Genomic DNA, 13,356 nt, shown 5'->3' on the forward strand with positions numbered 1-13,356 from the left:
GGAGGGCCGACACCTGTTGAGTCGTACCCAACAACGCGGCCGCCCGCTCCGGGAAGAGTGCGGACACGGCTCCCGCGCGCGGATCTGCCGCGGGAACCGGGGGCCCTGGCTCACGCGGCGACGCGAGCGGCACAGCCGGCTGAACTCCCGTGCCGGGTACGGGCAGCTGCGGAGCCGGACGGCCCTCCGTGCGGTCGGCTGCGAGGCCGGACGGCTCTCGGTACGGCAGACTCCGCCCGCTACTTGCTGCGTACCAGCCGCGCCGAGAGGTGGTGCTGGAGCGACTGGCCGACTGCCGCGAGCTCGTGGCGGAACGTGAGCGTGTCGGCATCGGTCAGCGCGTAGCGGCGGCGGCTCTCGTCGACTTCCTTCGCCGTGGGGGTACGGGCCACCTCCACGGTGGAGAGTTCGACCGTCCCCTCGGCGGCCTGGCCGACCGAGATCTCCGCGATGCCCGTCGGCTGCGTGATCAGCGCCTCGACCCGCCCCTCGGGCTGGATCCGCCACCAGCCGCTCTCGCGGCCCGACGGCCGCAACGGCGCACCGTCGGCGTCGACCAGCCACGCCCGCGTCTCGTACCGCAGGAACGGGCGCCCGTCATGGCTGAACGTGACCTCCTGCTCGTACGCGAAGTCCTCGTCGAGCGTCGGGTATTCACCCTCACCCCGGCCCCGCCACGTACCCAGCAGCCCCAGTACGGGCGCGAGCAGCGCATGCGGCGCGGGCGCCTCGTCCGCGCGGTGGCCGTCGGGGTACGGGTGCTCCGGTGCGGAGTCGAACACGGTGTGCTCCTGGGTGTCGGGGGCCGATGCCGCAGGGCAGCCTAGGTCGTTTCTGATGGCTACGCGGCATGTCAACCCCGTTCTCGGACTGGAGTGTCAACGCGGGCTGCGCCGGCTCCGGTAGGCCGCGACGCTGACCCGGTGTGCGCAGGTTCGGGTGCAGTACTGCTTCGAGCCGTTGCGCGAGAGGTCCACGAAGGTGGCCCGGCAGGTCAGCCCGGCACATACGCCGAGACGAGCGGGACCGAGCGTGGCGATCACGGAGGCCAGTGCGCTGAGCGTAGCCGCGGCAAGGTGCGCCGAGCAGCGGTCGGTGTCGGAGGTCACCTCGGTCCACCAGCGGTCGTCCTCGTGGCGCAGTACCGGGGTGGCGTGGCTGCGACGCAGACCGTCGTTGATCAGAGCCGCAGCTTCGTCCGCGTCCGTGTCCGCCCGTTCGAGCACCTCACGCACCGTCTCGCGCAACGCGCGGATTTCCTCCAGGTCGGCACGGGTGAGATGCCGCGGACCGGTCCCTTGGTCCGCGGCCGAACTCGGAGGCTCAGCCGCGGGATGGTCGTCGAGGAAGTCCCGGAGCTGCTCCACGGTCTCGAGCGCGTCCTCTCCCTTGATCGGCCTCAAGGTGTTGGCCAGGTCGACGGCCGTCTGGACCACCCCTGGGCTGTAACACGCATCCTGCATTTGACGTGTCTCCTCACTGCTCCGTAGCGTTACACCCAAAGGGGGTTTAGCGTGTTACAGCGTACTCGGCAGGGAACGACGCCGCAGGCCATCCCGTCTGGCGGGGCCCCGCCACCGGAGCGGACGGACGCCCCGGACGGGCGTCGGCTGGGGCTGACTCTGGGGATGCTGGTGCTGCCGATGTACGTGGCACTGGGAGCGCCGTCGGTGGCCCTGCCGGCCATCGGCCGCGCACTCGCGGTGCCGTTCGGGGCCACCGCATGGATTCTTGCCGCGTGGTCGCTGACCTCCGCGCTCGCGATGCCGGTCGCGGGCCGGCTGCTGGTCCGCTGGAGCCCCTTCCAGGTCCTCGTCGCCGGGGTCGTGACGCTCGCCGCGGGCTCCGCGCTCGCCGGGGCCGGGCCGGCACTGTCCGTCGTGATCGTCGGCCGGCTGATCGGCGGCGCCGGGGCGGGCGCGACCGTGATCGCCGTCTTTGCCGCGGCCACCGCCCTTCCCGGGCGGCAACGGATCCGCGCCCTGGGAATCATCGCGGCCGCCAGCGCGACGGCGTCAGGGTGCGGGACGCTGATGGGCGGGGCGGTGACCGCATGGCTCGGGTGGCGTGCCGTGCTCGCGATCCCGGTCCTCGCGCTGCCCCTCCTGCCGGCCGCATTGCCGAGCAGGCGCGCGCTGACGCGTGGCGGCAGCGGCAGCGGTAGCGGCGAGCGAAACGGCTCGACCGGGCGACTCGATATCGTCGGCGCGGCCGTGCTGTCGGTACTCGCCGGCTCCTTGATCACGTTGCTGCAGGCGCACTCGGTCGGCCTGCCCGCTCCGGTCACGCTCGTCGTGGCTGCCGCCGGGGCGCTCGCCGCCGTGGGTCTGTGGTGGCGCGTGCGAAGCACGCCCGACGGGTTCGTGCCTCGGCGGGTGATCGCATCCCGCGGCTTCCTGGCGGCCGGGCTCATCGGCGGGACCGTCTTCGCCGGTTACTACGGGGTGCTGTTCCGCGCCCCGTCCCTGATCGAGCAGGCCACGGGCGGTGGCCCTCTGGAAGCCGGCGTGCTCTTGGCCCCGGCCGCCGCCTGCTCGGTGCCGGCCGGGCGGCTGGTCGGTACCTTGACCGACCGGTTCACCGGCTGGCAGGTGTCGGCCGGGCTTGCGGCACTCGCCGTCGTCGGCGTGCTCGTGGTCGCGGTCTCCACCGGGCCGGTCCCGATCGTCGTCGGCACGGCGTTGACCGTGTGTGGGTTCGCCGGCGCCCAAGCCGTACTGGTGAGCCTCGCGCCGGACCTGGTCGCCGCGGACGACCGCCACACCGCACAGGGCCTGCTCAACTTTATGAACGCCCTGGGCGGCGGGGTCGGTCCGGCCGCTGTCGCAGGTCTGTCCGGCATCGTGCCGGCGCCGATGGCCCTCACCGTGCTCGCGGCACTCCCTCTGGCCGGACTCGTCCTCAGCCTGACCCTGACCCGGCGCCCTGCCACCGACCGCCGCCCCGAACCCGACGCCACGCGTGGAAGCCCGCGCTGACAGTCCACCCGCATCTGATCCGGTAACACCTTGACCAGCAGGGAGCCTTGCCATGTCCGCCGAGCCATTCGAGGTCAGCATCACCGAAGCCGAGATCGCGGACCTGCGTGAACGATTGCGACGGACACGGTGGCCCGAGCGCGAGCCGGTGGACGACTGGTCACAGGGGCTGCCGCTGGCGTATACGCAGGAGCTTTGCCGCAGCTGGGCCGAGGACTACGACTTCGGGTTCGCCGAGCGGCTGAACGTGTTCCCGCAGTACCGCGACACCATCGACGGGCTGGGCATCCACTTCCTGCACGTCCGCTCGCCGGAGCCGGACGCGTTCCCGCTCGTGCTCACGCACGGGTGGCCGGGTTCGGTGCTCGAATTCCTGGAGGTCCTCGGCCCGTTGACCGACCCGCGCGCGCACGGCGGTGATCCGGCGGACGCCTTCCACGTGGTCGCGCCGTCATTGCCCGGGTACGGCTGGAGCGGCAAACCGTCGACGACCGGGTGGGGCGTCACTCGCACCGCGCGCGCCTGGGACACATTGATGGTCTCGCTGGGTTACGAACGGTACGGCGCGCAGGGCGGTGACTGGGGTTCGGCGGTGTCCGCGCGGCTGGGCGAGGTGGCGCCCGAGCGGGTCGCCGGCGTCCATCTGAACCTGGGATCCGTGGCGGCGGGCACGTTCAACGACCCGACACCCGCGGAGCTGGCGAATCTCGAGGCCGAGAAGGAAATGCAGCGCACCGGCCGGGGGTACTCGGCGATCCAGGCGACCCGGCCGCAGACGCTCGGCTACGGCCTCACCGACTCCCCGGCGGGGCAGGCCGCCTGGATCGCCGAGAAGTTCTGGGCGTGGACGGACAACGACGGCCATCCCGAGGACGCGTTGTCGCGGCAGACGATCCTCGACGAGATCTCGGTCTATTGGTTCACCGCGTCGGCCACGTCGTCGGCGCGCCTGTACTGGGAGAGCTTCGCCAACTTCCGGGACAAGGTGACCGCGCCATCCGGGCTGTCGGTCTACCCGCGCGACATCACCCGCCCGTCGAGGCGGGAGGCCGAGCTGCGGTTCACCGACCTGCGCTGGTTCGAGGAGCTGCCGCACGGCGGCCACTTCGCCGCGTTGGAGCAGCCGGAGTCGCTGGTCGAGCAGGTGCGCGGGTTCTTCCGCCTGTTCCGCTGACTGTCCGTGCCACCCCTTGGGAAGCCCACGCCCAGGGGACGGTCCTGTCCGTCCCCCGGGCTACCGGCACATCACGTTGGGGGGCGGTGCAATGGGCGAACGTTGCCCGGCTCGGCCCGATATACGCCTCCTCAGCTCCGCAACAGCTGAAAGACCCAGGGGGTTTCTGACGGCTCTTGAAGCCGTCTCCCGGACCGACGTGCCGTCAGATGCGTGGCGGCGGCGCCGTTCCCGCGCCTTCCGCACCGGGAGCCGCCGGGAGCCGGGAAGGGGCCACCCGGCCCCGCAGGGCGAAACCGCCGCGCGGCTAGGGTGTCCGGATGGCGGAGACGAGGAACCGGCCGGGCATCGACGGGCGCTCGACGCGGTGGAACGCGCACAAGGCGCAGCGTCAGGCCGACCTTCTCGATGCCGCCCTGGCCGCCATCGAGGAGCAGGGCCCGGACGTCGGCGTGAAGCAGATCGCGGAACGCATCGGGCTGCCGCGGTCGGTGGTCTACCGGCACTTCAAGGACCGTGCGGACCTCGACGAGTTGATCCGGCAGCGGGTCATGGACTCCCTCATGGCCGAACTCGCGCCGGCGCTCGAACCGGACGGCACGGTGATCTCCTCCATCCGCCGGGCAGTCGACGCGTACCTCGGCTGGATCGCCGCGCACCCGCGCTGGCACGCCTTCCTCGGCGCGGGCTCGCAGGGACCGGGCAGGGGTTCGCGTGCGGTCAAGGGCACCAAGGCCGCGATCGCGGTACGTACGGGGGACGTGTTCGCCGGTCTGCTGGGCGCCTTCGGCAAGGACACCGGCCTGGCTCCCTCGATCGCCTCCGGCCTGGTCGGTTTCGTCGACGCCTCGGTGAACAACTGGCTTGCCGGCAAGGCGAACGCGCTCAGCGCGGACGAGCTCGCCCAGTTCCTCACCCGCTCGATCTGGTCCGTCCTGGACGGCAGCCTGCGGATGGCAGGCGTGGAAATCGCCCCGGACCACCCCGTCTCCGACCTCCCGGCGGGCCAGTAGGTCACGCCCGGCCTTGGGCACCTCGCCTCCGCGGGCCGGCGGCGTTCGGTCAACCAGAGGTAACGCAGACGGCGTTGAGGGTTCCCTGTGGGGGTCGGACCGAGGGAGGTGAGTGATGTAGGTCACCTCGCAGGGCGATATCTGAAACACGCTGTCGCATTTAACTTGGGGCTACCTCGGGTAACCCCCAGGGCGCGAGCGAGTCGCCTCCGGGGCGTCAACCGGCCGCGGGTCGGCGGGCGTTGAGGACGGCGCCGCCGGACACGTACGCAGGCAACACCGGCACCGGCATGAGGTACACGCACCACGGCATGCCAACCGACGCAGACGTACACGACACACGAACCAGAGGGAGAGACGGCATGACGCAGCGGCACGTCGACGTGATGATTCTCGGCGCGGGCCTGTCCGGCATCAGCGCCGCCTGCCATCTGGTCGAGGAGAACCCCGGCGCCACGTACGCGATCCTGGAGCGGCGGAGCAGGATCGGCGGGACCTGGGACCTGTTCCGTTATCCGGGGATCCGCTCGGACTCGGACATGTACACCTTCGGATACCGGTTCCGCGCCTGGCACGGCACGCAGATCCTCGCCGACGGGCCGAGCATCCGCGGATACGTACAGGAGACCGCCGAAGAGCACGGCGTCACCGAGCACATCCGCTTCGGGCGCAAGGCGGTACGGGCGAGCTGGTCGAGCGAGGCCGGGCTGTGGACCGTCGAGGCGCGGGACGAGAGCACCGGCGAGTCCGAGACGTACACGAGCAACTTCCTTGTGAACGCCACCGGTTACTACGACTACGACCAGGGCTACCGGCCCGGCTTCCCGGGCGAGGAGCGCTTCACGGGAACGCTCGTCCACCCGCAGCACTGGCCCGAGGACCTCGACTACAAGGGCAAGCGCGTCGTCGTCATCGGCAGTGGCGCCACTGCCGTCACCCTCGTACCCGCGATGGCGGAGGACACCGCGCACATCACCATGCTGCAGCGCTCGCCCGGCTACGTCATGACGCTGCCCCGCCACGACCCGCTCTCGCGCGTGCTGCGCGCGGTGGGCGTGCCGCCCGGGCCGGTCCACCGGCTGGGCCGGGCGCGCAACATCGCGATGCAGCGCGGCCTGTACGCCGCCTGCCGCGCGGCACCCACCGTCATGCGCAAGGTGCTGCTGGCGGGCGTACGGGCGCAGGTCGGCCCGGACATCGACATGCGGCACTTCACGCCTTCCTACAAGCCCTGGGACCAGCGGCTGTGCGTGGTGCCGGGCGGCGATCTGTTCAAGGTGCTGCGGAAGGGCGACGCGTCGATCGTCACCGAGCACATCGAGACGTTCACCGAGACGGGCATCCGGCTCACGTCCGGGGAGGAGATCCCGGCGGACATCATCGTGACCGCCACAGGACTCCAGGTGCAGATCGCCGGCGGGGCCCAACTGGAGGTCGACGGGCGCCCGGTGAACACCCGCGACCACGTGGTCTACCGGGGCGTGATGCTCGACGGCATCCCCAACCTGGCGATCATCCTCGGCTACACCAACGCGTCCTGGACGCTCAAGGCCGACCTGGCCTCCGGCTACATCAGCCGGCTCGTGGCCCATATGCGGGAGAAGGGCTACACCCGGGTCACTCCGGTCGCAGGCGAGGAGGACCGGGCGCAGGAGTCGGCGATGGGCGACTCGCTGAGCTCCGGCTACATCCAGCGCGGGGACGCCGTGATGCCCCGTCAGGGCACCCGCGCCCCCTGGAAGATCTTCAACAACTACTACCGGGACCGGCGGGCCCTGCGACGCTCCCGGCTCGACGACCCGGCACTGCGCTTCAGCCGTACGCCGGCCGCGTCGACGGGTTCCCCTTCCGCCCAGGAAGAGGCGGACGCGCCGGCCCGTACGGCCTGAAGGCCCCGCCCCGCCCGCACCGGCACACCGCACAACCCCAGCCGCCCCGACGGAATCGAGGTCCGCGATGAGCAGGCAGCAGACGTACGACGAGGTGCTCCAGACTCTCTCCGAGGGTTCGGTGCACACCCACTTCGACGCGTTCGAGGACATCGACTGGGACAACCCGGACTGGGCCGTCCAGTTGGAGGACCCGCGCTGGGTGCTGCCCGAGGTCGATCCGCTGGGCGGCCACCCGTGGTATCAACAGCAGCCGCTGGAGCGGCAGATCGAGATCGGCCTGTGGCGGATGGCCAACATCACCAAGGTGGGGATGCAGTTCGAGAACGTCCTCATCCGCGGCGCGATGGACTATCTCTTCAGCCTGCCCAACGGGAAACGGGAGTTCCGCTACCTCACCCACGAGTGCACGGAGGAGACCCATCACACGCAGATGTTCCAGGAGTTCGTGAACCGCTCCGGCTGCGACGCACCGGGCGGGCGGCCCGCCTTCCGCGTACTGAGCCGCTTCCTGCCGCTGGCCGGCTCACTGTGGCCGGAGGTCTTCTTCACCGGTGTGCTGGCCGGCGAGGAGCCGATCGACCACGTACAGAAGGCGATTCTGCGCTCGGGCGCCGACCAGCACCCGCTGCTGCGGCGCATCATGCAGATCCACATCGCGGAGGAGGCCCGGCACATCTCCTTCGCGCACGAATTCCTGCGGCAGAAGACACCCGGTCTGGGCAAGCTGCGCAAGGGCACGCTGTCGGTCGCGTATCCGGTGGTGATGCGGACCCTGGGCGACGTCATCATGATCCCGAACAAGCGGCTCACCGAGCAGATGGGCGTACCCCGCTGGGTGATCCGGGACATCTTCTGGAAGAGCCCCGAGGGCCGCAAGATGCTGCGTGACCTGTTCGCGGACGTGCGGATGCTCGCGGAGGACACCGGCCTGATGAATCCCGTCTCGCGGCGCGTGTGGAAGCTGCTGCGCATCGACGGCCGCCCCTCCCGCTACCGCGGCCAGCCCGCCTCCCTCTCGGCCTGAGTTCTCTCCGCCTGAGCCCTCCCCGACGCCTCCCTCTTCGCCCGAGACCTTCCCGACGCCTCCTCGACCCCGGGACCCCGCGATGCCCTACGTCGTCACCCGCTCCTGTTGCGCCGACGCGTCCTGCGTCCTGGCCTGCCCCGTCAACTGCATCCACCCCGCACCGGGCGAACCCGGCTTCGCGCAGGCCGAGATGCTCTACGTCGACCCGCGCACCTGCGTGGACTGCGGAGCGTGCACCACGGCCTGCCCCGTCGACGCGCTGAAGCCGCACACCCTGCTCACCGCCGCCGAGCAGCCCTTCCTCGACCTCAACGCGGCCTACTACGAGGACAATCCGCACCCGGACCGCACCCCGCTGGCCCTCGTCGCGCCCCAACGCCGCCTTCCCGAGGGCCCGTTGAGGGTCGCGGTCGTCGGCGCGGGCCCGGCCGGGCTGTACGCGGCGGACGAACTGCTGACCCACCCCGGTGTGACGGTGGACGTCTTCGACCGGCTGCCCACCCCGTACGGGCTCGTACGGGCGGGAGTCGCCCCCGACCACCAGGACACCAAACAGGTCACCAAGCTCTTCGAGGCCATCGAGAACCAGCCCGGCTTCACCTACCGTCTCAACGTCGGCATCGGCACGGACGTCCACCACGAGGATCTGGCCCGCGACTACCACGCCGTGATCTACGCGGTGGGCGCCTCGACGGACCGGCGGCTGGGGATCGGGGGAGAGGACCTGCCCGGCAGCACCTCCGCCACCGACCTCATCGCCTGGTACAACGGCCACCCCGACCACCAGGACGCCGCGCACGGCCTGGAGAGCGAACGGGCCGTCGTCATCGGCAACGGCAACGTCGCCCTGGACGTGGCCCGCATCCTCACCGCCGACCCCGGGACCCTGGCCCGTACGGACATCGCCGACGGCGCACTGGCAGCCCTGCGCGCGAGCCGCATCCGCGAGGTGACCGTCCTCGGCCGGCGCGGCCCGGCGGAAGCCTCCTTCACGCTGCCCGAACTGCTCGCCCTGTCCGCTCTCGACGACATCGACGTGCTCGTCGAGGGGTGGCCGGAGGATCTCGCGGACGACTCGCCGCGCGTCCGGCTGCTGGCCGAACTCGCCGCGAGGAAGCCCGTTCCGGGGCGGCGGCGCATCGTCCTGCGCTTCACGACCGCGCCGGTACGCATCCTGGGTACCGACCGTGTCGAGGGCCTGGAAGTCACCCGCACGACCCTGCACACCGACGGTGACGGCACCGTACGGGCAACGCCCACCGGCGACACCGAGACCCTCGAAACCGGGCTCGTACTGCGCTCGGTGGGCTACCGTGGCCGGCCCGTCCCGGGCCTGCCCTTCGACGAGACCACCGGCACCGTGGCGCACGAGGGCGGCCGCGTCGCCCCCGGCGTCTACGTCGCCGGCTGGATCAAGCGCGGGCCCACCGGCTTCATCGGGACCAACAAGACGTGCTCGCAGGAGACGGTCGAAGCCCTCCTCGACGACTTCGCCGCAGGCGAGTTGACCCCGCCTGCCCCGCCCCACGGCACCGCCCCCACCTTCACCACGCAGAACGCCCTCGGCCTCGACGAGTGGCAGACCATCGACCGCGCCGAACGCGAAGCAGGCGCGCTCCAGGGCCGTCCCCGCGTCAAACTCCCCACCCGTGAAGCCCTGTTGGACGCCGCCGACACCACGCCCGCGGGACGGCAGCTGCGCCCTGTCACTCCCTGACGTCTCCGGGACGAGGTGCGCCTCCGGGGCTCCCTGAGCCGCCGGGAACATTCGTCCAAGACGGCCGGCCCCGCCCTCGGCGACAGTGGGGGTATGCGCCGCGGCCACCACGGCGCCGGCGCGGTCAACAGCCGTCAGCGGTACGACATCCGGGGGGTCCCGTGGGGCGTGAGGCCGAGGCCGGCTGGGAGGTGACCGTGCCTGCCGGCGGCGTACGGGCAGCCGGCGTCGACATGGCGGGATTCCGCGACCTTCAGGGCACCGGGCTGGACATGCGGGTCCTGCCGCAGCCCGTCGTGACCGTCGTCATCGGGTTCGAGGACGCCATGCTGACGGTCGACGGCACCGCAGGGCGGCAGAGACTCGGGAGTCTCGTCGCCGCCCTGTTCCCCGGGCCCACGCGCATCCGCAGCGAGCGAGTCGACTGCCTGGAGCTGCACCTGTCCCCGACGGTCGCCCCCGCCGTACTGGGCGCCTCGCTGGCCGAACTGACCGGCGTCGTCGCGGACTTGGAGGACATCTGGGGACGGCAAGCGGTACGGCTGCGGGAGCGACTGGCCGCCACCGCCGCGGGCCCGCAACGCTTCGCGCTGATGGACGAGTTCCTGGTGCGCCGCTGCGCGAAGTCACCGTCCATCGACCCCGAAGTGGCCGCCAGCTGGGAGCACATCCTCGCCCACCGCGGCCGCACGCGGGTCGGCGACCTCGCCGCTTCCTGCGGGTGGAGCCGCAAACGGCTGTGGTCCCGGTTCCACGCCCAGCTCGGTCTCACCCCGAAGCGCGCCGCGATGCTCGTCCGGTTCGACCATGCGGCCCGACGCCTCCTCGCCGGCAAGGACCTCACGGAAACAGCGATCGCCTGCGGCTACGCCGACCAGTCCCATCTGCACCGCGACGTACTGGCGTTCGCCGGATGCACGCCGGGCGCGCTGACCGACAGCACCGAAGGGAAGCCCCAGTGACGCACCAGGACGGCGCACACGGCGACAGCACGTACGGCGCCAGGGCAGACGGTCAGCCCTCCAGTGCCGCCACGACGTCATCGGCCGCCATCTCCCGTACGAACGCGAGGAGTTCCGTGCGGGTCGGGGCTGTCGCCGGGCCGCGGCGGGCGACCGCGTACGCCGCGGCGGCGTTGGCCGTACGGGCCGCGGCGTACGGATCCGCGCCCTCGCCCAACAGGGCGAGGAACGCGCCCACATGGGCGTCGCCCGCACCGCTGCTGTCCACGGCCTCCACCGGGAAGCCCGGCACATGCACCGGCGCCGAACCGTCCGGCGGCGCCAGCCAGCACCCGTCCTTGTCCGCCCGGACCAGCACGCCCGCCGCCGGCCCGAGCCGGCCCCGCAGCGCGGCGGCCGCCCGGCCCGGCTCGGACTCGCCCGACATGAGGGCCGCCTCGCGCGCGTTCGCGCTGAGCCAGTCCGTACGGGCCAGCACCGGATCGAGCACCTCGGCGGGGATATCGGCAACCAGCGGTGCCGGGTCGAGACACACCGTCACCCCGGCCGGCAGGTCCGCCGCGAGGGAGGACAGCAGCGGGCCGTTGACGGGCATCACCAGCCCGTAGCCGGAGAGTTGGACCATGTCGCCGGTACTTACGTCCGCCGCGATCTGCTCCGCCTCGGCCGGGGTCATCCGGGCGTCGACGCCGAAGCTCGTCACGAACGTCCGCTCGCCGCCCGCGTCCACCAGCGCCACCGTGAAGCCCGTGTCGCCGTCCGTACGGGCCGGCAGCAGCGTACGGACACCCTCCGAGGCGAGCGCCTCACGCACCAGATCCCCGTACGGGCCCGTACCGTGCAGCCCGGCGAACACCGTCTCGGCCCCCAACCGCCCTGCTGCCGCAAGGGTGTTGAAGCCGCCGCCGGCCGTCAGCTCCGTACGGGTGCCCACCACGTCGCCGCCGCGCTCGGGCAGCGCGGGCACCTCGATCACCAGATCGGCGATCACGTTGCCCGCCAGGAACAGCCGCCCGCTCACTGCTTCGCCTCCACCGTCTCGGCGCCACCGGGCGCGGTCCCGGCCGCCGGTTCCCCGCCCGTACGGACCGGCTCCGGCTCCTTCTCCCGGCCGCACACCGCGTACACCAGCGCGCCCACCGCCATGGCGACGGCCCAGCCCAGCCCGTTCGTACCGAGCCAGGTGTGCGCCCACGGACCCGTGAACCACACGTCGTCCGCGCTGGTCGCCGCCTGCGTGAACAGCAGCCCCAACACGATCGCGGCCAGCCACGCGAGGAACGCCCGCAGACCGAAGCCGCCCGTGAACCAGTAGCGGCTGGTGCGGCCCGTGTCCATGAGCGCCTCGTTGTCGTACGTACGGCCCCGCACCGAGTCCACCAGGATCACCCCGACCCAGGCCGAGATGGGCACCGCGAGCAGCGTCAGGAACGTCGAGAACGGACCGTAGAAGTCCTTCGCGATCAGCATGAAGTAGATGCCGCCGAGGAACATCAGCAGGACGTCCAGCGCCACCGCGAGATACCGCGGAACCCGCAGCCCCAGCGTCAGCATCGTCAACCCCGCCGAGTACGTGGAGAGGTGATTGGACATCAGCAGTCCGCCGAAGGCCGCGATGAGATAGGGGACGGCCATCCACGACGGCAGCATGGCGTTGATCGCCGCCACCGGGTCGGACGCCTGCGCCAGCGTCTCGTCACCGGCCGACAGCAGCGACCCCAGCGAGATCAGCAGCACCAGCGGGATGCCCGCGCCGAACGCGGAGGCGGTCACCAGCCGGCTGCCGGGAATGCTGCGGGGCAGGTAACGGGCGTAGTCCGCACCGGCGTTGGCCCAGCCGATGCCCGTACCGGCCGCGATGAAGCCGATCCCCGCGACGACGCCGCTCACCGGGCCGGCGTCGGCGCCCAGCACCTTGGTCCAGTCGACGGTGGCGACGAGGAAGCCCATCACCACGAGGTTCAGCACCCCGAAGGCGACCGTCGCCCACTTGTTGATCCACATGATGGTGGCGTGTCCGAGACCGCTGATCAGCAGGGTGCAGCCGATGAAGACCAGCAGACACAGCAGCGTCAGCACGGTGTTCTGGCGCCAGCCGAACACCCAGCGCAGCAGAGCGAGCAGCGCGTACGCCGCGGTCGTCGTCGAGATCGTCTCCCAGCCGATCCGGCTGAGCCAACTGATCAGCGTGGGCCCTGCGTTGCCCCGCTGCCCGAACACGGCGCGGGACAGCGTCAGCGCCGGCGCGCCGCCCTTCTTGCCGGCCAGGCTGAGCACTCCCACCAGCGCGAACGACCCGACCGAGCCGAGCACGGCGACGAGGACCGCCTGCCAGATGTTCAGGCCGCGGAACGCGATGAGGGTCGCGCCGAGCGGCAGCCCGAGGATCGAGATGTTCGCCGCGAACCAGGTCCAGAACATCTGGCTCGCGTGGCCGTGGCGCTCGCTGTCGGGGACCGGTTCGATGCCCCGTGTCTCGATGGCGCCGACCTGTCCTTGAGTACCCGCTTGATCGTTCGTCGTTGAACCGGTCATGGCGGAACCTCCTTGCGTCTGCGGAGGGATGAGATGCCGGCCGGCCGGCGCGGAAGGC

At 71.5% G+C, this 13,356-nt stretch carries 11 protein-coding genes; 7 read left to right on the top strand and 4 right to left on the bottom strand.

Annotated elements, in window-relative coordinates; all coding sequences use genetic code 11:
- Positions 1 to 239 precede the first annotated feature (239 nt).
- Positions 240 to 782, bottom strand: a complete 543-nt coding sequence (locus AC3AGO_RS35085) for a nitrobindin family protein (RefSeq protein ID WP_487824349.1) — start codon at positions 780 to 782, stop codon at positions 240 to 242.
- A gap of 96 nt (positions 783 to 878) precedes the next feature.
- Positions 879 to 1,463, bottom strand: a complete 585-nt coding sequence (locus tag AC3AGO_RS35090) for a CGNR zinc finger domain-containing protein (RefSeq protein WP_487824350.1) — start codon at positions 1,461 to 1,463, stop codon at positions 879 to 881.
- Between the two features lie 165 nt (positions 1,464 to 1,628).
- On the opposite strand from AC3AGO_RS35090, the gene AC3AGO_RS35095 reads away from it, so the two are divergent.
- The 7 genes from AC3AGO_RS35095 (at position 1,629) to AC3AGO_RS35125 (ending at position 10,763) form a co-directional block, all read left to right on the top strand.
- Positions 1,629 to 2,978 carry an MFS transporter gene (locus AC3AGO_RS35095; RefSeq protein WP_487824351.1) on the top strand — a complete coding sequence of 450 codons (1,350 nt, stop codon included), beginning with the start codon at positions 1,629 to 1,631 and terminating at the stop codon, positions 2,976 to 2,978.
- Positions 2,979 to 3,030: 52 nt separating this feature from the next.
- Positions 3,031 to 4,152: an epoxide hydrolase family protein gene (locus AC3AGO_RS35100; protein WP_487824352.1), complete on the top strand. Its 1,122-nt coding sequence runs from the start codon at positions 3,031 to 3,033 to the stop codon at positions 4,150 to 4,152.
- A 320-nt stretch (positions 4,153 to 4,472) separates the two neighbouring features.
- The gene (locus AC3AGO_RS35105) at positions 4,473 to 5,165 is read left to right on the top strand and encodes a TetR/AcrR family transcriptional regulator (protein ID WP_487824353.1); all 693 of its coding nucleotides are present in this window, start codon (positions 4,473 to 4,475) and stop codon (positions 5,163 to 5,165) included.
- Positions 5,166 to 5,527: 362 nt separating this feature from the next.
- The gene (locus AC3AGO_RS35110; RefSeq protein WP_487824354.1) at positions 5,528 to 7,054 is read left to right on the top strand and encodes a flavin-containing monooxygenase; all 1,527 of its coding nucleotides are present in this window, start codon (positions 5,528 to 5,530) and stop codon (positions 7,052 to 7,054) included.
- A gap of 67 nt (positions 7,055 to 7,121) precedes the next feature.
- Positions 7,122 to 8,081 carry an AurF N-oxygenase family protein gene (locus AC3AGO_RS35115; RefSeq protein WP_487824355.1) on the top strand — a complete coding sequence of 320 codons (960 nt, stop codon included), beginning with the start codon at positions 7,122 to 7,124 and terminating at the stop codon, positions 8,079 to 8,081.
- A gap of 82 nt (positions 8,082 to 8,163) precedes the next feature.
- On the top strand, positions 8,164 to 9,801 hold the full coding sequence (locus AC3AGO_RS35120; RefSeq protein ID WP_487824356.1) for an FAD-dependent oxidoreductase: 1,638 nt from the start codon (positions 8,164 to 8,166) through the stop codon (positions 9,799 to 9,801).
- A gap of 161 nt (positions 9,802 to 9,962) precedes the next feature.
- Entirely contained in the window at positions 9,963 to 10,763 is an 801-nt protein-coding gene (locus AC3AGO_RS35125; RefSeq protein WP_487824357.1) for a helix-turn-helix domain-containing protein, read from the top strand.
- Between the two features lie 52 nt (positions 10,764 to 10,815).
- Here AC3AGO_RS35125 and AC3AGO_RS35130 read toward each other — a convergent pair whose 3' ends face one another.
- Together AC3AGO_RS35130 and AC3AGO_RS35135 are read right to left on the bottom strand one after the other, a co-directional pair.
- Positions 10,816 to 11,784 (bottom strand): PfkB family carbohydrate kinase, encoded by a 969-nt coding sequence (locus tag AC3AGO_RS35130; RefSeq protein WP_487824358.1) that lies wholly within the window; start codon positions 11,782 to 11,784, stop codon positions 10,816 to 10,818.
- On the bottom strand, positions 11,781 to 13,298 hold the full coding sequence (locus AC3AGO_RS35135) for a purine-cytosine permease family protein (protein ID WP_487824359.1): 1,518 nt from the start codon (positions 13,296 to 13,298) through the stop codon (positions 11,781 to 11,783). Before AC3AGO_RS35135 ends, AC3AGO_RS35130 begins: the two co-directional genes overlap by 4 nt.
- Positions 13,299 to 13,356 lie beyond the last annotated feature (58 nt).

The sequence above is a fragment of the Streptomyces sp. BL1 genome (assembly GCF_057628045.1).

Excerpts from the sequence above, each read along its gene's own strand:
- AC3AGO_RS35090 (WP_487824350.1), bottom strand. The coding sequence starts at position 1,463 with ATGCAGGATGCGTGTTACAGCCCAGGGGTGGTCCAGACGGCCGTCGAC.
- AC3AGO_RS35095 (WP_487824351.1), top strand. The coding sequence starts at position 1,629 with ATGCTGGTGCTGCCGATGTACGTGGCACTGGGAGCGCCGTCGGTGGCC.
- AC3AGO_RS35100 (WP_487824352.1), top strand. The coding sequence starts at position 3,031 with ATGTCCGCCGAGCCATTCGAGGTCAGCATCACCGAAGCCGAGATCGCG.
- AC3AGO_RS35105 (WP_487824353.1), top strand. The coding sequence starts at position 4,473 with ATGGCGGAGACGAGGAACCGGCCGGGCATCGACGGGCGCTCGACGCGG.
- AC3AGO_RS35110 (WP_487824354.1), top strand. The coding sequence starts at position 5,528 with ATGACGCAGCGGCACGTCGACGTGATGATTCTCGGCGCGGGCCTGTCC.
- AC3AGO_RS35115 (WP_487824355.1), top strand. The coding sequence starts at position 7,122 with ATGAGCAGGCAGCAGACGTACGACGAGGTGCTCCAGACTCTCTCCGAG.
- AC3AGO_RS35120 (WP_487824356.1), top strand. The coding sequence starts at position 8,164 with ATGCCCTACGTCGTCACCCGCTCCTGTTGCGCCGACGCGTCCTGCGTC.
- AC3AGO_RS35135 (WP_487824359.1), bottom strand. The coding sequence starts at position 13,298 with ATGACCGGTTCAACGACGAACGATCAAGCGGGTACTCAAGGACAGGTC.